We start from the raw sequence: 18,040 nt of genomic DNA, 5'->3' as shown, positions 1-18,040 counted from the left end.
CAGGGTCGGCATGGGTCACTCTCTGTGATAAGGGTGATTGGTGGTGATGCTCCAGGCGCGGTAGAGGCTCTCGGCCACCAGTACCCGCACCAGGGGATGGGGCAGGGTCAGGGGCGAGAGCGACCAGCTCTGTTCCGCGGCAGCCTTGCACTCGGGGGAAAGCCCCTCCGGGCCACCCACCAGCAGCGCCACATCCCGGCCATCCAGCTTCCAGGCTTCCAGTTGCACGGCGAGCTGCTCCGTGGTCCAGGGCTTGCCCGGAATGTCCAGGGTCACGATGCGGGAGCGGCCGGCGGCGGCCAGCATGGCTTCCCCTTCCTTTTGCAGGATGCGGGGAATGTCGGCATTCTTGCCGCGCTTGCCTGCGCCGATCTCGACCAGCTCGAACGGCATGTCTTTGGGGAAGCGGCGACGGTACTCTTCGAAGCCATGCTCTACCCAAGCAGGCATCTTGGTGCCCACGGCAATCAACTGGATCTTCATCTTTGGTTACGCTGTCGCCCTTTATTGCGAATTGACCTGGGCGGCGCCGCTCCAGAGCTTTTCCAGCTGGTAGAAGTCGCGGTACTCATCCTGCATCACGTGGACGATGACCGACCCCATGTCCACCAGCACCCACTCACCGGTGAGTTCCCCTTCCACGCTCAGCAGGTCGAGCCCCGCATGACGGGCCTCGCTGGCGAGGTTGTGGGCGATGGCACTGACGTGACGATTGGAGTTGCCGGAGCAGATGATCATGGTGTCCGTGATGCTGGATTTGCCGCGCACATCGAGGGTGATGATGTCGCGGCCTTTCATGTCATCGATCTTGTCGACGATAAAGGCGAGCAATTCTTGGCCTTGCAATGTCTTCTCCTATCTTCCGGCGCCAGAGGGCGGCGGATTATATCATGGTCACTCCCGTTTCCCAGCCTGGCAAAGGGAGCATCGCCCGGGGAGCCGTCCCGTAGGGGAGGGGCCCCTTGACGATCACTATAGTGTGCAACCCGGCCTGGCAATAGTCAGGGCCGGGCCCGGTGCGCCCGGACGTGTCGGCTGACCCGCCTGCGTGACGCCGTTTACTGCGTTGCCGATGAGCGGTAGAGCCCGTGGCGCCGGATATAGTCGGCGACCGGGTTGGGCAGCAGGTATTTGGGATCCTGGCCTGCCGCGAGCAGGGCACGCAGGCGTGTGGCCGACAGCTCGACGGGCAGGTTGTCACAAAGCCAGACATGACCGTGGCGCTGGCGATGGAGATCCTGAATGTCCCGGGTCTGGTGGTGGGCCAGCAGCTCGGCAACCTGGACGGGATAATCCGGTTGCCAGCCTGGGCGGTAGCTCACCACCAGATGGGCGTAATCGAGCAGCTCCTGCCAGCGGTGCCAGCTCGGCAGGCCGATCAGGGAATCCATCCCCATCAAAAAGCAGAGCGGGGTGTCCGGCAGCTCGCTCCTCAACGCGACAAGGGTGTCGATAGTCCAGGAGGGAGTGTCGCGCCTGAGCTCCCGCTCATCCACCACGAATCCCGGGTTGTCCGCTGCAGCGAGCCGGACCATGGCGAGCCGCTGCTCGCTGGAGCAGAGCGGATTGGCCCGGTGGGGCGGGATATGGTTCGGGAGCAGGCGCACCTCGGCCAGACCCAGGGCATCCCGTGCCTCGATGGCGGGCCTCAGGTGGCCGATGTGAATGGGATCGAAGGTGCCGCCGAGGATCCCGATGGGCGGTGTCAGCATGATTCCGTCTCCAGCAGGAGGAGCGGGGTACCGTCACGAAAGCCGAGGGCGATGGTTTGCAGCATCAGCCAGGCCTGCTCGGTGTCGAAATGGCGCTGGGCATCGTCCAGCCGGGCCATCAGTTGCCAGAGCTGCCGGATCTTGGGGAAGGGAAGCCGGGTCAGCGCCTGCTGGATGAGCTGCTGGCGACTCTGCCAGATGCGCAGGCGGCTGAAATGCTCCACCAGGGGCTGTCCGGCGCGGGCGGCCAGCGCCAGCTCGGTGAGCTGCTCCAGTTCGCGGCACAGGGTCCAAGCCAGCATGCCGGGTTCGGTGCCTTCGGCGCGCAGGGCCAGCAGGATGCGCTGGGCCCGGTTCACCTTTCCTTCCAGCAGGGTATCGACGAGCTGGAAGGGGGTGAAGTGGGCGTGGCGGATGATGGTCTCTTGCAGATATGCGACGCTGATGGGCTGGGGCGGCGAGAGCAGGGTCAGCTTCTCGATCTCCTGGCTCGCGGCCAGCAGGTTGCCCTCGTAGGCGTGGCACATGAAGTTGACCGCATCCGGCAGTGCCTTGAGGCCGAAGCGCTGAAAACGGGCGCTCATCCAGCGCGGGAAGAAGCGGGGCTCGGGGTGGTTGACCGGCACATAGGTGCCGCTCTGGCTCAGCTTGTCGAACCAGGACGCCTTCATCTGGGTCTGGTTGAGGCGGGGGCCCGAGAGCACCAGCAGCATATCGGGGTGGAGCTGCTTGCCAATGTCGCTGATGCGGGCGGCGAGATCCTTGTCGATCTTGGCGGGCAGCTCCAGCTCGATGATCTGGCGGGCCGAGAACAGGCTCATGGCCTGGCAGGCATCGTAGACCTGGTTCCAGTCCAACCCCTGTTCCACCACGAAGCTGTGGCGTTCATCGAAGCCCTGTTTGCGTGCCACCTGACGCACGGCGTCGACAGCTTCCAGTTTGAGCAGGGGCTCGTCCCCAAAAATGAGATAGCAGGGCTTGAGCCCTGCCTTGAGATGATCCGCAAACTGCTCGGGATAGACTCTCATCAACACCCTCTCATCAAGATACGCGCATCAGAACTTGACCTGACTGAGCTGGCGAATAACCAGGTTGGCGGCCTGCTCCTGCATCTCCTTGCCCAGCTGCTCCTGCTCGCGGGAGGAGGCGAGTGCCGCATCCGGCTTGTTCAGGAAGCTGCGGTTGAAGGTGATGGGGAAGACCTGGGTCGGTTTGCCCGGCATGACCACGGTGAACTGGGTGCTGTAACTGAGCAGGTATTCGCGGTCCTGGCCGATGGAGTCGACGGAGGCGACCTGGCTGCGGCTACGTACCCCGGCCAGGGTCAGCACCGGGATGCCCTCCTTGTCGGCGAGTTCGACGCCAGCGGCCTTGAGACGGGTGGTGACCAGTCGGTAGAAGTCGCTCTTGTTGTCACCGACCACTTTCATGGTCATCAGCTCTGGGGGAATGGCGGTGCCCCGCATCTGAAAACCGCAGGCCTGCAGCAGCAGTCCTGCCAGCACGATGGCCATCCAGCGCGTGAAGATGGTGCCCATAAAAAATCCTCTTTGCATGAAGGGAAGAGCGGCGGGCGCAGGGCCCGCCGTCATCATCCGTGTGTCGTCAGCCCCTGGCCCGGACCGTCGGCCGCCGCCAGGGGAGGCGTCATCAGTTGGCCACGATGTTGAGCAGCTTGCCCGGCACGTACACGACTTTGCGCACGGTCAGACCGTCAGTGAACTTCTGTACGGACGCATCGGCCATGGCCAGCTTCTCGACGTCGGCCTGGCTTATCTCGGCCGGTACGGTCAGTTTGCCGCGCATCTTGCCGTTGATCTGCACCACCACCAGCTTCTCGGTCTCGACCATGGCCGCTTCGTCAGCCACCGGCCAGGCCGCGACATCGATGTCCCCTTCCTTGCCCAGCATCTTCCACAGCTCGAAGCCGATGTGCGGGGTGATGGGGTAGAGCATGACCACGACCGCTTCCAGCGCTTCCTGCATCAGGGCGCGATCCTGAGCGTCACTGCCCAGTTTTGCCAGGTTGTTCATCAGCTCCATGATGGCGGCGATGGCGGTGTTGAAGGTCTGACGGCGACCCACATCGTCGCTCACCTTGGCGATGGTCTTGTGCAGCTCGCGGCGCACGGCTTTCTGGTCGCTGGTGAGGGCGGCGACGTCCAGTGCGGCAACGGCGCCACCGGATACGTGCTCGAAGGTGATGCGCCACAGGCGACGCAGGAAGCGCTGGGCACCTTCCACGCCGGAGTCGGACCACTCCAGGGTCATCTCGGCCGGAGAGGCGAACATCATGAACAGACGGACGGTATCGGCGCCGTAACGCTCCACCATCAGCTGCGGGTCGATGCCGTTGTTCTTGGACTTGGACATCTTGGTCATGCCGGAGTGCATCACTTCACGACCCTCAAGGTCGACAGCCTTGGTGATGCGGCCCTTGTCGTCGCGCTCAACCTTGACGTCGAGGGGGCTGACCCAGACGTTGCCGCCCTTCTCATCCTTGTAGTAGAAGGCGTCGGCCAGCACCATGCCCTGGCAGAGCAGGCGCTTGAACGGCTCGTCGCTGTTCACGAGGCCCGCATCACGCAGCAGCTTGTGGAAGAAGCGGGCATAGAGCAGGTGCATACAGGCGTGCTCGATGCCGCCGATGTATTGATCCACCGGCAGCCAGTGGTTGGCAGCCGCCGGATCCAGCATGCCCTTGTCGTAGTCCGGGGAGCAGTAGCGGGCGTAGTACCAGGAGGACTCCATGAAGGTGTCGAAGGTATCGGTCTCGCGGAACGCTTCCTGGCCGTTATACGTGGTCTTGGCCCACTCGGCGTCGGCCTTGATGGGGCTCTGGATACCGTCCATCACCACGTCTTCCGGCAGCAGTACCGGCAGTTGATCTTCCGGGGTCGGCACCACGGTACCGTCCGCCAGGGTCAGCATGGGGATGGGAGCGCCCCAGTAGCGCTGACGGGAGACACCCCAGTCGCGCAGGCGGTAGTTGACGGTGCGCTTGCCCTTGCCGAGCCCTTCCAGCTTGTTGGCGATGGCATCGAAGGCACCCTGGAAGTCGAGACCGTCGAATTCGCCGGAGTTGAACAGTACGCCCTTCTCGGTATAAGCCGCTTCGCTCACGTCGACGTCGCCATCAACCGGCTTGATGACAGGCTTGATCTCGAGGCCGTACTTGGTGGCGAATTCGTGGTCACGCAGGTCGTGACCCGGTACTGCCATCACGGCGCCGGTGCCGTAGTTCATCAGCACGAAGTTGGCGACCCAGACGGGCACCTTGCGGCCATCCAGCGGGTGAATGGCGTAGAGGCCGGTGGCCATGCCCTTCTTCTCCATGGTGGCCAGTTCAGCTTCGGCCACCTTGGTGCTCTTGCACTCTTCGATGAAGGCGGCCAGCTCCGGATTGTTCTGGGCTGCTTGCAGCGCCAGCGGGTGACCGGCGGCGATGCCCACATAGGTCACACCCATGAAGGTGTCCGGACGGGTGGTGTAGACCTCGAGGTGCTCGGCCTGACCGTCGATATTGAAGCTGATGTTGACCCCTTCGGAGCGGCCAATCCAGTTGCGCTGCATGGTCTTGACCATTTCCGGCCAGCCTTCCAGATTGTCGATATCGTTCAGCAGCTCTTCGGCGTAGTCGGTGATCTTGATGAACCACTGAGGGATCTCTTTCTGCTCCACCGGGGTGTCACAGCGCCAGCAGCAGTTGTCCACTACCTGCTCGTTGGCCAGTACGGTCATGTCGTTCGGGCACCAGTTGACGGAGGAAGTCTTCTTGTAGACCAGGCCCTTTTCGTAGAGCTTGGTGAAGAACCACTGCTCCCAGCGGTAGTAGTCCGGCTTGCAGGTGGCCAGCTCCCGATCCCAGTCATAGCCCAGACCCAGCATCTTCAGCTGGTTCTTCATGTATTCGATGTTTTCGTAGGTCCAGGGGGCCGGCGCCGTGTTGTTCTTGATGGCGGCGTTTTCTGCCGGCAGGCCGAAGGCATCCCAACCGATGGGTTGCAGCACGTTCTTGCCATTGAGCCGTTGATAACGGGAGATCACATCACCTATGGTGTAGTTGCGAACGTGCCCCATGTGTAGACGACCAGACGGATAGGGGAACATGGAGAGGCAGTAGAACTTTTCCTTGTCTACTTTCTCCACCGCCTTGAAGGTTTTCTTGGCATCCCAGTGCTTCTGCACTGCTGGTTCTATGGATTGGGGAACGTATTGCTCTTGCATTGGTGACATCCGGATCTGTGAAATGAATAGATAAAACGGCTGGGAAATCCCGATAGAATACCCATATCCTGCGGCGGCAACAACCGCCAGCATCCGCCCGGTCTCGGGCCAGGTCCGGTACCCGCGAGGATTTGCAGAGCCGCAAGAGCCGCGAGAGTCGCAACGAAGTGAGAATGGCAACCGCCGCCCGTATCCGCCGAGCCCGAGGTCAGGGTCTGGCTCGATCGGGATTCAGCAGAGGAGTGATGGCCATGGACAAACGTCGACAAGGGTATGAAGCCTTTATCGCCCAGCTCAAGAAGCAGTGGGAAGAGACGGAAGCGTTTCAGGGAGAGCGCCTCAACCGGATGATCGCCAAGGTGCAGGCCTATCTGGAGGCGGCCGGGGATCTGACCCAGGACGAGCTGGCGCTGATCGCCGAGTATGTGAAGCGGGATCTGGGCAACTATGACGAAGGGCGCAAGGATGAGCAGGTGGAGGAGTCCGCCTTCATGCTGGCGCTCAAGGACACCGCCTGGTCCTGGTTGGCAGACGTGACCGACCGCACCCAGGTGGAGTGGCAGGAGTTGGCGGACGAGCTGGAACACAAGGGGGTCTACCGGGCGGGGGACTGGGTGGGACTCGGGGTGCTGGTGTGCGATCACTGCGAGTGGCGCCATACCGTGCTGCACCCGGAGCAGCTTGACACCTGCCCGGAGTGTGGGGCCGATGAATATCATCGCGAGCCGCTGTCTCCTTGAGCCGCCAGACTGTGCCAAGCCATAAGCCAAACCATAAAAAGAGGCGCCCAAGGGCGCCTCTTTTGTTTATCGGCGTTGTGTGGTCTTAGCCCTTGCGTGCCCAGGGGTGGGCACGTGGGCGCAGCCACAGGGCCAGCCCCAGCAGGGCGGCGGCCAGGCCATACATGGGCCAGCTGCCAAAACGCAGATAGGGGGTCTGGCCGTGGGCGGGGCGTACCTCGGCACGCAATACTCCAGCCTCGAATTGCGGGATCTGGGCGATGATGCTGCCGTCTATCTCGGTGACGATGGTGATGCCGGTGTTGGTGTCGCGCAGCAGCGGGCGGGCCAGCTCGAGGGCGCGCATGCGGGCGATCTCCATGTGCTGCCAGGGGCCGATGCTGGTGCCGAACCAGGCGTCGTTGGAGACGGTCAGCAGAAAGTCGGTATCCGGCTGCACATTGCGGCGCACCTCGTCCGGGAAGATGATCTCGTAACAGATGGCGGCGGCAAACTTGAGCCCCTTGGCGATCAGGTTCGGCTGCACCTCGTCACCCCGGCTGAAGGAGGACATGGGGAGGTTGAAGAAGGGGGCGATGGGACGCAGCAGATCTTCAAAGGGTACGAACTCGCCGATGGGCAGCAGATGGTACTTGTAGTAGCGGTTCTTGTGCTCGTAGTAGTAGGACTCCTTGCCTTCTGCATCCTGCACCCCCATGCCGAGCACGGTATTGAAGAAGCGCTGCTGTTTCAGATCGTAATGGATGATCCCCGCCAGCAGGCCGGTGTCGTTCACCTTCATCGCCTTGTCCAGGCTCTCCAGATAGGTACCCATCTCCTTCTCGATGGCCGGGATGGCGGACTCCGGCCAGACGATGATGTCGGCATCCTGGTTCTCGCGGCTGAGATCCTGATACTTGCGCACCGTCGGCACCAGGGCCTCCGGATCCCACTTGAGGGACTGCTCGATGTTGCCCTGCACCAGCGCGACCTTGACCGGCTCACCCCGGGTCACCCAGTTGAGCTGCATCAGCCCCTGGGCGGCGCCCACCAGGGCGACGGGGAGCAGCAGCCAGGCCGGCTTGCGGTGCTGCCATACCAGCCAGAGGGCGGAGGCGGTGAGCAGCAGGGCGAGGGTGATGCCCTGCACCCCGAGAAGGGGAGCGAAGCCCTTGAGGGGGCCGTCTATCTGGGTGTAGCCGAACCAGAGCCAGGGGTAGCCGGTCATCACCCAGCCCCGCAGCCAGTCGGCCATCAGCCAGAGCGCCGGGAAGGCGAGCAGCCAGCGGCTCCAGTGGCGGCCGGCAAAGAAGCGGGCGAAGAGCCAGCAGGCCAGGGTCGGGTAGAGGGAGAGATAGGCGCAGAGCCCGGCCAGCAGCACGAAGGCGGCCGGCAGCGGAATGCCGCCAAACTCCGTCATGCTGACATGGATCCACCACTGCCCGGGCAGGAACAGGCCCATGGCGTAGCCGAAGCCTCGCCAGGCTGCCTGTTTGGGGGTGGCCTTGTCCAGCAGGGCGTAAAGGCCGAGCAGGGAGGGGATCACCAGGGGCCAGTAGCCGAAAGGGGAGAAGGCCAGCACGGCGATGGCGCCGCTGGCAATGGCAAACAGGCTGGTCAGGAGTTTCGATTTCACGGGGGATCGGGGCTCGAATTGGACTGAATGGAAACACAATGGCCGACATCTTAACCGCAAACCGGGTCAACGGCGAGCCTCGCGGTCGGCGTGGGCCCAGGGGCGGTCGCGCGGCGGGAGAGAGGTAAAAAAAGCGCCCCTGACGAGAGGGGCGCGGGATGTGCATGGTGCTGGGCGGGATCAGGACTCCGGCTGCGCCGCCGCATGATGCTCGGGGATCTTCACCTGCAACTGTTGCAGGCGACGGCGATCGGCGTGCATCACCTTGAACAGGTAGCCGTCGAGTTCGATCTCTTCCCCCTTCTTGGGCAGGTGGCTGAAGGCGTGCATCACCAGACCGCCGACGGTGTCCACCTCTTCATCGCTGAACTGGGTGCCGAAGAAGTCGTTGAAGTCCTCGATCTCTGTCAGCGCGCTCACCGAGAAGACCCGCTTGCTGATGCGGCGGATCTCTTCCGGCTCGTCCTCGATGTCGTCGAACTCGTCGTCAATCTCGCCGACGATGAGCTCCAGAATGTCCTCGATGGTCACGAGACCAGAGACACCGCCAAACTCGTCCACCACGATGGCCATGTGGTAGCGCTCTTCCCGGAACTCCTTGAGCAGGCGATCAACCCGCTTGCTCTCCGGCACGATCACCGTGGGACGCAGGATCTTCTCCAGCTGGAGCGGCTCGCTGGCATGCTGGCCGCCAAAACCGAACGGCAACAGATCCTTGGCGAGCAAGATGCCCTCCACGTGATCCTTGTCTTCGTTGATCACCGGGAAGCGGGAGTGGCCGGATTCGATGATGACCGGCAGGAACTCGTCCACCGGCTGGGACTTCTCGATGGTCACCATCTGGGAGCGGGGGATCATGATGTCACGCACGCGCAGCTCGGCAATTTCGAGCACGCCCTCGATCATGTCCTTGGTGTCCTGATCGATGAGGTCCCGCTCTTCGGCATCGGCGATGACCTCTACCAAATCGTTGCGGTCTTTTGGCTCGCCCTGGAAGAGTTGGCTGAGTTTGTCGAGCCAGGTTTTCTTCGGCGAGCCGGTACTAGGGTGATCGTCGGTCATTTTCTCTCTTGGTTACTCGTATGAACACACTTGAAATCGTTGTGGCTATATGAGGATGGGCATCGGCTGTTTCAAGACGATGACCATCCGGTTCGTTACTCTTCGTCGTTCAGATAAGGATCGGCGAAGCCCAGTTCCTGCATGATGTCGCGCTCGAGCTGCTCCATCTCTTCGGCTTCCTCGTCCTCGATATGGTCATAACCTAGCAGATGCAGACTGCCATGCACAACCATGTGAGCCCAGTGGGCCATCAGGGGCTTGCCCTGTTCGACGGCTTCGGCCTCGACCACCTGGCGGCAGATCACCAGATCCCCGAGCAGGGGCAGCTCGAGACCCGGTGGCGCCTCGAAGGGGAAGGAGAGCACGTTGGTGGGTTTGTCCTTGCCGCGATAGGTGTGGTTGAGCTCGCGGCTCTCCGCCTCGTCCACCAGGCGCACCGTCACCTCGGCCTCGGGCTGGAAGCCCAGAATGGTGCCGTCGAGCCAGCCTTGCAGCTGGGCCTCGGTCGGCAGGCCGTCCGGGCTGGCGCAGGCCAGTTGCAGATCCAGGGTCACGCTCATTGGACACTCTCTTTGCTGGTGTTCTCGTTTCGGGGAGTGGCTGCGCTCTTCTCGGCCGCCTGCTGGGCATCGAATGCCTCGTAGGCCTGCACGATGCGGGCCACCACGGGATGACGCACCACGTCCTTGGACTCGAAGAAGTTGAAGGAGAGGCCATCGACCCCCTGCAACACCTCCAGGGCGTGGCGCAGACCGGATTTGGTGCTGCGGGGCAGGTCCACCTGGGTGATGTCGCCGGTCACCACTGCCTTGGAGTTGAAGCCGATGCGGGTCAGGAACATCTTCATCTGTTCCGTGGTGGTGTTCTGGGCCTCGTCCAGGATGATAAAGGCGTCATTCAAGGTTCTGCCTCGCATGTAGGCAAGCGGCGCCACCTCGATGACGTTGCGCTCCATCAGCTTCTCCACCCGCTCGAAGCCCAGCATCTCGAACAGGGCGTCGTAGAGGGGGCGCAGGTAGGGGTCCACCTTCTGGGAAAGATCGCCGGGCAGGAAGCCGAGCTTCTCACCGGCTTCCACCGCCGGGCGGGTCAGCAGGATGCGGCGGATCTCCTGGCGCTCCAGGGCATCCACGGCGGCGGCCACGGCGAGATAGGTCTTGCCGGTCCCTGCCGGGCCTATGCCGAAGCTGATGTCGTGGCGCACGATATTGGCGATGTACTGGGCCTGGTTCGGGCTGCGGGGCTTGATGAGACCGCGCTTGGTCTTGACCGTGACCTCCTTGCCGTAGGGCAGGGAAGGGGCGGGTTCGTCGTCCTGCTCCAGCACGCGGGACTCCTGCACCGCCAGGTGCACCATCTCGGGGGTGATGTCGCTCACCTTGCTCCCCTTGAGGGGCTGGGTTTCCACATAGAGGTGCTTGAGGATGACGGCAGCCGCCTCCACCTGGGCCTGCTTGCCGATCACTTGGAAGTGGTTGTCCCGGTAGCTTATCTCGATGCCGAGACGGCGCTCCAGCTGCTTGAGGTTGTCGTCAAAGGGTCCGCACAGGCTGGCGAGGCGCTGGTTGTCGGCGGGTTCAAGGTGCAGATTCAGGGTGGAGATGTGTCGGCTCAAGGTGTCCTCTTATCGGTTGTTCCCCCGCCAGGGGGCGGGGGAGAGAGTCATCAATGGGGTCTGAAGGCCGCAACGCCCAGATCATCGGGCACGTTGTCAGGACGACGGGCGAGGATCTCGCTCGGAGCCGTGGCGATGCGCAGGTTCATTTCGTCCTCGCCGCGGATGAAGCGGCCGCGCAGGGAGTAGGGGCGTACGTCGGTGATCTCCACGTCGGCGAAGCCGCCGATGAGGCGGTGCGGCCCCTCGAAGTTGACCACCCGGTTGTTCTCGGTGCGGCCACTGAGCTGCATGGGATCCATCTTGGAGGGCCCCTCCACCAGGATGCGCTGCACCGAGCCCAGCATGGCGCGGCCGATGAGCATGGACTGGTGATTGATGCGGTTTTGCAGTCGGGTCAGACGGGCCTTCTTCACTTCCATGTCAACGTCATCGGGCAGGTCTGCGGCCGGGGTGCCGGGGCGCGGGCTGTAGATGAAGCTGAAGCTCATGTCGAAGTTGATCTCCTCGATGAGTTTCATGGTGGCCTCGAAATCTTCGTCCGTCTCGTTCGGGAAGCCGACGATGAAGTCGGAGCTCATGGTGATGTCGGGACGCACGGCGCGCAGGCGGCGGATCTTGGACTTGTACTCCAGCACGGTGTGCGGGCGCTTCATCATGGTCAGGATGCGATCCGAGCCGCTCTGGATGGGCAAGTGCAGGAAGCTGACCACCTCGGGGGTATCACGATAGACCTCGATGATGTCGTCGGTGAACTCGACCGGGTGGCTGGTGGTGTAGCGAATGCGGTCGATGCCGTCGATGGCAGCCACCAGGCGCAGCAGTTCGGCGAAGGTGCAGACCTCCCCGTCGAAGGTCGGCCCCCGGTAGGCGTTGACGTTCTGGCCGAGCAGGTTCACTTCGCGCACCCCTTGCTGGGCGAGCTGGGCGATTTCATAGAGCACGTCATCCAGCGGCCGGCTCACCTCCTCGCCACGGGTGTAGGGCACCACGCAGAAGGAGCAGTACTTGGAGCAGCCTTCCATGATGGAAACGAAGGCGGTCGCCCCCTCGGCACGGGGTTCGGGCAGGTTGTCGAACTTCTCGATCTCGGGGAAGGCGATGTCCACCTGGGCACCGCGCCCCTCCTGCACCTGCTTGATCATGGTCGGCAGGCGGTGCAGGGTCTGGGGTCCGAAGACGATGTCCACATAGGGGGCGCGGCTGCGCAGGTTTTCCCCTTCCTGGGAGGCGACACAGCCGCCCACCCCGATCACCAGCCCCGGTTTTTTCGCCTTGAGCTTCTTCCAGCGACCGAGCTGGTGGAACACCTTCTCCTGGGCCTTCTCGCGGATGGAACAGGTGTTGAGCAGCAGCACATCTGCCTCTTCCGGCTCCTCGGTAAGCGTGTAGCCATTGCTGGCATCCAGCAGGTCCGCCATCTTGGACGAGTCGTACTCGTTCATCTGGCAGCCCCAGGTCTTGATATGAAGTTTCTTGCTCATTGCTTCTCGTGACTGGTTTTGAAATCGGCAGGGTCAAAGGACCGGCCATTTTACTCCGCAATCCCGGTGCTGACCAGTCTGGGGCCGCCCGTCGCCATCAGGGCCGGCTTGTCGTCGGCAATTGCGCATCCCCCTCACTGTTTCTGCCGCCTCCTTGCGTTATCATGCCCCATTCGGTTCGGCCCTTGCCCCTTATCGCGGGGACTCCTTGCAGGAATCAAGTTATGGAACAGTGTGATATCTCCATCGTCGGCGCCGGCATGGTGGGCGCCGCCACCGCCTGCCTGCTGGCGGCAGAGGGGCTCTCGGTGCGGGTCATCGAGACCCGGTTGCCCGAGCCCTATGCCCCGGAGCAGCCGCTGGATCTGCGGGTTTCCGCCATCAGTCAGGCCTCGGTGGCGCTGCTGACCCGGGCCGGTGCCTGGCAATATCTGCAGCAGATGCGGCTGTGCCCCTATCGCCGGCTGGAGACCTGGGAGCTGGACGGCTTCGCTACCCGCTTCGACGCGGTGGATCTCGGGCTGCCCCAGCTCGGCTACATCATCGAGAACCGGCTGATCCAGCTCGCCCTGCTGAAAAGGATGGAGGATTTCCCGACCATCCAGACCCATACCCCGGCGGCGGTGACGAGCCTGCGCCAGAGTGCGGATGACGCGGTGCTGACCCTGGATGACGGCACCGAGCTGCAGGCGCGCTGGGTGCTGGCCTGTGATGGTGCCGAATCCCACACCCGGCGATTGGCCGGTATCGGGGTGTCGCGTTTCGAGTACCGCCAGCATTGCATGCTGATCAACATCGACACCGATTTTGCCCAGGAAGACATCACCTGGCAGCAGTTCACCCCGAGCGGCCCGCGGGCCTTCCTGCCGCTGCCGGGCTGCCATGGCTCCCTGGTCTGGTATGACAGCCCGGCCCGCATCCGGGCGCTGGCCGCCATGAGCAACGAGGCCCTGGCCGTCGAGGTGCGCCGCCACTTCCCGAGCCGCCTTGGCGGTTTCACCGTGACGGCCAAGGGGAGCTTCCCCCTGGTGCGCCGCCATGCCAACGACTATCACGCCGGGCGAGTGGTGCTGCTCGGGGATGCGGCCCACACCATCAATCCGCTGGCGGGGCAGGGGGTGAACCTCGGTTTCAAGGACGTGGCCTGCTGGGCCGGGTTGCTCGGCAAGGCGGGGGCGCAGTGGCACGAGCTGGCGCTGGCCGGGCGTTACGAGGGGCGACGCCGCCCTGACAACCTGCTGATGCAGTCGGGGATGGATCTCTTCTACGGGGTCTTCAGCAACGAGATAGGCCCCCTCAGGCTTGCCCGCAACCTGGCGCTGAATCTGGCGGACAAGGCGGGCCCCCTCAAGGAGATGGCGCTACGCTATGCGCTTGGGCTGGTATGAGGCAGTGCGTGGCACTGCCAGGTGCCAATCGGATGGCATATCAATCCGTGTGATGGTGCCAGCCGGTTTTTATATGGCCGCGAGGAGTGATCCTGGCGGCGCAGGGGCAAAACGGCCTCAGGCAAGGGGGGAGCACACCATGAACAAGGCATTGCTGGTGATCGATTTCATCAACGACATCGCCCACCCGGACGGGCGCATCGCCGCCTCGGCGGCCCAGGTGATCGAGCAGGACGCCATTGCGCACGCCAATCAGGCGCTCGCTCATGCCCGCGCTCACGGCTGGCTGGTGGTGCTCATCAAGGTGGGGTTTGACGAGGGCTATCTGCTGCAACCCAAGGGCTCCCCCATGTTTGGCCGTGCCCGGCAGTTCGGGGCCCTCTCCCTGGCGGACAGCGGCACCGACTTTCATCCGGATCTCGATGTGCAACCCGGGGATCTGGTGCTGACCAAACCCAGGGTCAGCCCCTTCTACGGCACGGCGCTGGAGCCTGCGCTACGGGCCAATCGCATCGAGCATCTCTATGTGTGCGGCGTGAGCACCAGCTGGGCCATTCAGGGGGCGGTGCGAGATGGCCACGATCGGGACTACGCCATCACCATCCTGGAGGATGCCTGCGCGGCGGCGGATGCCGCAGAACACCAGGCTTCCCTGCGCATGCTCGGTCGCATTGCCGAGATCATCAAGGTCGCGGAGCTGGCGGAGCGGGACTGAGCCCGGCCATCCTCTCCTGCAGGCATCTCATGCACCTCATGCGGGCTCGGGGTGCGTTTCTCTCACCATGGCGAGGAAGCGATCCCGGATGGGATCGGCAAATTCCGGGTTCCACACCAGGCTGATTTCCCATTCCGACCAGGGGCCGGAGAGGGGGTAGAGGGTCACCTCCTTGCCCGCGATGAATCCCACGCTGCGCGGCAGGATGGCGTTGCCGATACCGGCGGCCACCAGGGCGACCAGGGTCTGGATGTCTTCCGCCTCCTGGATGAGACCGGTCAGCCGGTTGGCACCGAGGAAGCGGGCGATCTGCTGGCTGAGGCCCGGGCAGCGATGGCCCACCATCTGCAGCAAGGGATCGCGGATCAGCGCCCGCTCCAGGTCGAAGTCCGGCCCTACCACCTGGGTGGGGACGGCCAGGACCAGTCTGTCCGTCAGCAACCTGTGTTCCCTCAGTTGTGGCGCATCAGGCCGTCGCATGAAGCCCAGTTGCAGCCGACCCGCCAGCAAGTGCTCCTGCTGGATGGCGGAGGTGGTGTCCCGCAGGTGAACCAGCACGTCGGGGGCCTGCTGTTTGAAACGGGCCACCAGGGAGGGGGCCAGTGCGAAGCTGGAGAGCCCGAACCCGATATTGAGGCGTCCGGCGGCACCGCTTGCCAGCGCCAGGGCATGCCGCTCGAATCCCTTGCCGTGATCCACCAGAGCCTTGGCCTGGGGCAGCAACTGGAGGCCGATGGCTGTCAGCTCGGCCCCGTGGCGGCCCCGGTTGAACAGGGTGCTGCCGAGGGCCTGCTCCAGCCCCTGGATCTGCTTGGTCAGGGCCGGTTGCGTCACAAAAAGCCGGCTGGCCGCCTCCCGGTAGTTGGCACTCTCGGCCAGCATGACGAAGGCCTGCAATTGTCTCAGGTCGAATCTCATTCCATTTGGTTATTCAATGTGGCGATTTATTGATTATAAATTATCTAATCTCCTTGTTCTAATGGTCTCGAAACGGGCCTGCTTGCCCGCTGTTCAGCCACAAGGAGTCATGTCATGTCGAGCGAACGCTATCTGTTCTTGATCAAGGGGAGCCTGGTGATGGCTCAGCCGCTGGCCGCACCGGAGACCGGGGAGCTGCTGACCAGCCTGTTGCAGCAGGGGTTCGTCGTCGCCCCCTTGCCGGTGTGGGCCAGCAATGCGGAGCAGGCGCTCGCCTGTTACGAGGCCGCTGCCCAGCGGCAGGTCTTCGCCGATGCGCTGGCGGGGAGAGCCCTGTGAGCGCGGTGCGCGTGAGGGCCGCGGCCCTGCTGCTGGACATGGACGGGACCCTGGTCCACTCCACCGGCGACGTGGAAGTCGTGTGGCGGCGCTGGTGTCAGCACCATGGGCTGGATCCCGTTCCCGTGCTCGCCATGTGTCACGGCGTGCGCTCACGGGAGGTGATAGGGGCCCTGGCTCCCCAGCTGGACATGGCGGTGGAGGTGGCCCTGCTCGACGATCTGGAGATGGAATACGCTGCGGCGCCGATGCCCCTGGACGGTGCCCGGCGACTGCTCGAACAGCTGCCGCCGACGCGCTGGGCGCTGGTGACCTCCGCAAGCCGGAGGGTGGCAGAGCACCGGCTGCTGCACGCCGGATTGCCGCTGCCCCGTCTCCTGGTGTGCGCCGGGGATGTGGTACGGGGCAAGCCGGATCCCGAGCCTTATTTGCTGGCTGCCAGCCGGTTGGGACTGGCTCCGGCCGATTGCCTGGTGTTCGAGGATGCGCCAGCGGGCATCGCCAGCGCCCTGCAGGCGGGTTGCCAGGTGGTGCAGATGGGGGGAACAAGGCGGTATGACGACAGGCTCAAGGGCTGGCTGCGGGACTGGCGCGGGATCGAGGTGGCATCGGACGGGCTCCATCTTCATCTGCCCGCCCCGCAGCCGGCAGAGGCCGGATGATGACGACAAGAGCCACGCCATTCAGGTGCCGCAAGATTGCCCGACGCTGGGGGAAGCCTGCTCGGCCGAGTAGCGTTCCACCCGGTTGCGGCCATTGTGCTTGGCCTGATAGAGCGCCTGATCGGCGCGAGAGAGCAGCTCGTCCAGATTGAAGGGGCCCTCTCTCTGGGAGGCGATACCGATGCTGACCGTGATGCAGACGGCGGGCTCGGCTCCCTTTTCTTCCCCTGGCTGCGCGACGATTTTTCGCAGCCGCTCGGCCACCGCCATGGCCTGCTCCTCGCTGAGGCCGGGCAAGATGGCCACGAATTCCTCTCCCCCCAGGCGACAGAAGAGGTCCCCCGGTCGAAGCTGGTCGCGCACCCGGGCCGCGAAGCCGCTCAACTGGTTGTCCCCCTCTTCGTGACCGTGCCGATCATTGATGCGTTTGAAATGATCGATGTCCAGCATGCAGACCGCCACAGGGTAGCGCTGCACCGTGAGGTGCTGGAGCAGTTCGTTGGCGGCCGACCAGAAGCCGGCCCGGTTCAGCGCACCGGTCAGGTGATCGTGGTGGGCCAGGTGTCTCATCTCCCGCAGCAGGCTGTTGCGGGCCGCCATGATGCTGGCGGCGGTCAGGGGGGTGAGAGCGATCAGCATGACCCCTATCCGGACGGAGAACATCCAGTACTGGGTCTGGACATCGTGATTGATGACGAGGTGGCCGTTTGAGAGGGCGATCAGGATCAGGGTGCTGTAACCCAGGGTCAGCAGGCTGGTGGCGAAGACGGAGTAGGTGACGGCGCACCAGAGCAGCGCCGGTACCGGGAAGGCGATGGATCCCGGCCCCTCGACGAGCAGGGTGAGCAGCAGGGAGGCCACCAGGCTCAGCAGCGGCATCAATCTGGCCCAGGTGAACTCGGTGCGGTAGAGGAGGGTGCGCCAGGGGGGCACACTGTCATGGGGAGGCAGTGTCAGGAGCACCGGCAGTATGGTCATGTAGTTCACCAGCTCGCTGGCAAACCAGAAGCCCAGCCCGTAGAGCGGGGGGCCCAGAGACAGGATGGGATTGATGATGGCGCCGACCACGCCGGCGGCGAGGGAGGCGGCCAGGGTGTTTCGCAGCAGGAGCACGAGGGAGGTGGGGAGCCTGAGGAGCTTGTCGGCAGGCGCGAGCCGATGCATCAGCAGATACCCGACGCCGATGCCGGCCAGGTTGCCGCAGGTCAGCAGGATGGTTTTGAACAGGGGCTCGCCGGTGAAGAGGGCGGCGAGAAAAAAGCCCAGTATGCCGCCGGCCCAGCCCGCCGGGGTGGCCAGGCGTGGATAGCGCACCATGCAGCCGAGCAGGACCGCATTGGCAGGCCAGAAGGCCGCCAGCAGGTTGGGGGGGCGGGTGAAGATGCCGATCAGCGAGAACAGCAGTACCAGGGCGGCGACACACAACAGAGCGGACAAGGGCGTCAATGTGCATGAGGTACGTTGGCGTGCGATGTCCCCCATGGGGACCTCCTGACAAGAGAGCGTTTGTTCAGAGTATGGCTGGCACGTGACAAGGGTGAACGAGGGGGAGAGAAGAAAACG

Annotated in this window: 18 protein-coding genes; 5 read left to right on the top strand and 13 right to left on the bottom strand. The window is 63.8% G+C overall.

Translation table 11 applies throughout. The annotated features are described in order from the left end of the window. Positions 1-15: 15 nt before the first annotated feature. The 6 genes from rlmH to leuS form a co-directional block, all read right to left on the bottom strand. Positions 16-483 (bottom strand): 23S rRNA (pseudouridine(1915)-N(3))-methyltransferase RlmH, encoded by a 468-nt coding sequence (gene rlmH / locus AB5Y59_RS15010; protein ID WP_005298242.1) that lies wholly within the window; start codon positions 481-483, stop codon positions 16-18. A 21-nt stretch (positions 484-504) separates the two neighbouring features. Next, the gene (gene rsfS, locus AB5Y59_RS15005; RefSeq protein WP_010673762.1) at positions 505-846 is read right to left on the bottom strand and encodes a ribosome silencing factor; all 342 of its coding nucleotides are present in this window, start codon (positions 844-846) and stop codon (positions 505-507) included. Between the two features lie 212 nt (positions 847-1,058). After that, entirely contained in the window at positions 1,059-1,712 is a 654-nt protein-coding gene (nadD, locus tag AB5Y59_RS15000; RefSeq protein WP_268451326.1) for a nicotinate-nucleotide adenylyltransferase, read from the bottom strand. Further along, entirely contained in the window at positions 1,706-2,740 is a 1,035-nt protein-coding gene (gene holA, locus AB5Y59_RS14995) for a DNA polymerase III subunit delta (protein ID WP_342040911.1), read from the bottom strand. Before holA ends, nadD begins: the two co-directional genes overlap by 7 nt. 27 nt (positions 2,741-2,767) lie before the next feature. Beyond that, entirely contained in the window at positions 2,768-3,250 is a 483-nt protein-coding gene (lptE, locus tag AB5Y59_RS14990; protein WP_043153202.1) for an LPS assembly lipoprotein LptE, read from the bottom strand. 112 nt (positions 3,251-3,362) lie between these two features. Continuing rightward, the gene (leuS, locus tag AB5Y59_RS14985) at positions 3,363-5,939 is read right to left on the bottom strand and encodes a leucine--tRNA ligase (RefSeq protein ID WP_268451323.1); all 2,577 of its coding nucleotides are present in this window, start codon (positions 5,937-5,939) and stop codon (positions 3,363-3,365) included. Positions 5,940-6,190: 251 nt separating this feature from the next. Here leuS and AB5Y59_RS14980 point away from each other — a divergent pair, with 251 nt between their 5' ends. Then, positions 6,191-6,679 carry a zinc ribbon-containing protein gene (locus tag AB5Y59_RS14980; RefSeq protein WP_103243597.1) on the top strand — a complete coding sequence of 163 codons (489 nt, stop codon included), beginning with the start codon at positions 6,191-6,193 and terminating at the stop codon, positions 6,677-6,679. 85 nt (positions 6,680-6,764) lie between these two features. Here AB5Y59_RS14980 and lnt read toward each other — a convergent pair whose 3' ends face one another. The 5 genes from lnt to miaB all read right to left on the bottom strand — a co-directional run bounded on the left by lnt (position 6,765) and on the right by miaB (position 12,455). Then, entirely contained in the window at positions 6,765-8,294 is a 1,530-nt protein-coding gene (gene lnt / locus AB5Y59_RS14975; RefSeq protein WP_042014505.1) for an apolipoprotein N-acyltransferase, read from the bottom strand. Between the two features lie 180 nt (positions 8,295-8,474). Then, positions 8,475-9,356 (bottom strand): CNNM family magnesium/cobalt transport protein CorC, encoded by an 882-nt coding sequence (gene corC / locus AB5Y59_RS14970; protein WP_010673769.1) that lies wholly within the window; start codon positions 9,354-9,356, stop codon positions 8,475-8,477. A 95-nt stretch (positions 9,357-9,451) separates the two neighbouring features. Continuing rightward, positions 9,452-9,916, bottom strand: a complete 465-nt coding sequence (gene ybeY, locus AB5Y59_RS14965) for an rRNA maturation RNase YbeY (RefSeq protein WP_039041101.1) — start codon at positions 9,914-9,916, stop codon at positions 9,452-9,454. Further along, positions 9,913-10,971 (bottom strand): PhoH family protein, encoded by a 1,059-nt coding sequence (locus AB5Y59_RS14960; protein ID WP_128344219.1) that lies wholly within the window; start codon positions 10,969-10,971, stop codon positions 9,913-9,915. The genes ybeY and AB5Y59_RS14960 overlap by 4 nt, the downstream gene beginning before the upstream one ends. Positions 10,972-11,021: 50 nt before the next feature. After that, a complete protein-coding gene (miaB, locus tag AB5Y59_RS14955) occupies positions 11,022-12,455 on the bottom strand; it encodes a tRNA (N6-isopentenyl adenosine(37)-C2)-methylthiotransferase MiaB (RefSeq protein ID WP_010673772.1) in 1,434 nt (477 codons plus the stop codon). 224 nt (positions 12,456-12,679) lie between these two features. Here miaB and AB5Y59_RS14950 point away from each other — a divergent pair, with 224 nt between their 5' ends. Together AB5Y59_RS14950 and AB5Y59_RS14945 are read left to right on the top strand one after the other, a co-directional pair. After that, entirely contained in the window at positions 12,680-13,843 is a 1,164-nt protein-coding gene (locus AB5Y59_RS14950; RefSeq protein WP_368212266.1) for an FAD-dependent monooxygenase, read from the top strand. Positions 13,844-13,982: 139 nt separating this feature from the next. Beyond that, positions 13,983-14,558, top strand: coding sequence for a cysteine hydrolase family protein (locus AB5Y59_RS14945; RefSeq protein ID WP_039041100.1), 576 nt, complete (start codon positions 13,983-13,985; stop codon positions 14,556-14,558). 36 nt (positions 14,559-14,594) lie between these two features. On the opposite strand, the gene AB5Y59_RS14940 is transcribed toward AB5Y59_RS14945, so the two are convergent. Continuing rightward, a complete protein-coding gene (locus AB5Y59_RS14940) occupies positions 14,595-15,476 on the bottom strand; it encodes a LysR family transcriptional regulator (RefSeq protein ID WP_368212264.1) in 882 nt (293 codons plus the stop codon). A gap of 114 nt (positions 15,477-15,590) precedes the next feature. On the opposite strand from AB5Y59_RS14940, the gene AB5Y59_RS14935 reads away from it, so the two are divergent. Together AB5Y59_RS14935 and AB5Y59_RS14930 are read left to right on the top strand one after the other, a co-directional pair. Further along, positions 15,591-15,815: a hypothetical protein gene (locus tag AB5Y59_RS14935; protein ID WP_010673776.1), complete on the top strand. Its 225-nt coding sequence runs from the start codon at positions 15,591-15,593 to the stop codon at positions 15,813-15,815. Beyond that, positions 15,812-16,477 (top strand): HAD-IA family hydrolase, encoded by a 666-nt coding sequence (locus AB5Y59_RS14930; RefSeq protein WP_368212262.1) that lies wholly within the window; start codon positions 15,812-15,814, stop codon positions 16,475-16,477. The genes AB5Y59_RS14935 and AB5Y59_RS14930 overlap by 4 nt, the downstream gene beginning before the upstream one ends. Before the next feature lie 21 nt (positions 16,478-16,498). Here AB5Y59_RS14930 and AB5Y59_RS14925 read toward each other — a convergent pair whose 3' ends face one another. Continuing rightward, the gene (locus tag AB5Y59_RS14925) at positions 16,499-17,959 is read right to left on the bottom strand and encodes a diguanylate cyclase (protein WP_368212261.1); all 1,461 of its coding nucleotides are present in this window, start codon (positions 17,957-17,959) and stop codon (positions 16,499-16,501) included. Positions 17,960-18,040 lie beyond the last annotated feature (81 nt).

This window comes from Aeromonas sp. s10 (genome assembly GCF_040907975.1).
Lineage (GTDB): Bacteria > Pseudomonadota > Gammaproteobacteria > Enterobacterales > Aeromonadaceae > Aeromonas > Aeromonas caviae.
Note: the sequence above shows the minus strand (reverse complement) of the source record. Positions and strands in the feature narration are given on the sequence as shown.

Excerpts from the sequence above, each read along its gene's own strand:
- AB5Y59_RS14940 (WP_368212264.1), bottom strand. The coding sequence starts at position 15,476 with ATGAGATTCGACCTGAGACAATTGCAGGCCTTCGTCATGCTGGCCGAG.
- corC (WP_010673769.1), bottom strand. The coding sequence starts at position 9,356 with ATGACCGACGATCACCCTAGTACCGGCTCGCCGAAGAAAACCTGGCTC.
- AB5Y59_RS14925 (WP_368212261.1), bottom strand. The coding sequence starts at position 17,959 with ATGGGGGACATCGCACGCCAACGTACCTCATGCACATTGACGCCCTTG.
- leuS (WP_268451323.1), bottom strand. The coding sequence starts at position 5,939 with ATGCAAGAGCAATACGTTCCCCAATCCATAGAACCAGCAGTGCAGAAG.
- ybeY (WP_039041101.1), bottom strand. The coding sequence starts at position 9,916 with ATGAGCGTGACCCTGGATCTGCAACTGGCCTGCGCCAGCCCGGACGGC.
- rlmH (WP_005298242.1), bottom strand. The coding sequence starts at position 483 with ATGAAGATCCAGTTGATTGCCGTGGGCACCAAGATGCCTGCTTGGGTA.
- lptE (WP_043153202.1), bottom strand. The coding sequence starts at position 3,250 with ATGGGCACCATCTTCACGCGCTGGATGGCCATCGTGCTGGCAGGACTG.
- AB5Y59_RS14935 (WP_010673776.1), top strand. The coding sequence starts at position 15,591 with ATGTCGAGCGAACGCTATCTGTTCTTGATCAAGGGGAGCCTGGTGATG.
- AB5Y59_RS14980 (WP_103243597.1), top strand. The coding sequence starts at position 6,191 with ATGGACAAACGTCGACAAGGGTATGAAGCCTTTATCGCCCAGCTCAAG.
- AB5Y59_RS14950 (WP_368212266.1), top strand. The coding sequence starts at position 12,680 with ATGGAACAGTGTGATATCTCCATCGTCGGCGCCGGCATGGTGGGCGCC.
- AB5Y59_RS14945 (WP_039041100.1), top strand. The coding sequence starts at position 13,983 with ATGAACAAGGCATTGCTGGTGATCGATTTCATCAACGACATCGCCCAC.
- nadD (WP_268451326.1), bottom strand. The coding sequence starts at position 1,712 with ATGCTGACACCGCCCATCGGGATCCTCGGCGGCACCTTCGATCCCATT.
- miaB (WP_010673772.1), bottom strand. The coding sequence starts at position 12,455 with ATGAGCAAGAAACTTCATATCAAGACCTGGGGCTGCCAGATGAACGAG.
- holA (WP_342040911.1), bottom strand. The coding sequence starts at position 2,740 with ATGAGAGTCTATCCCGAGCAGTTTGCGGATCATCTCAAGGCAGGGCTC.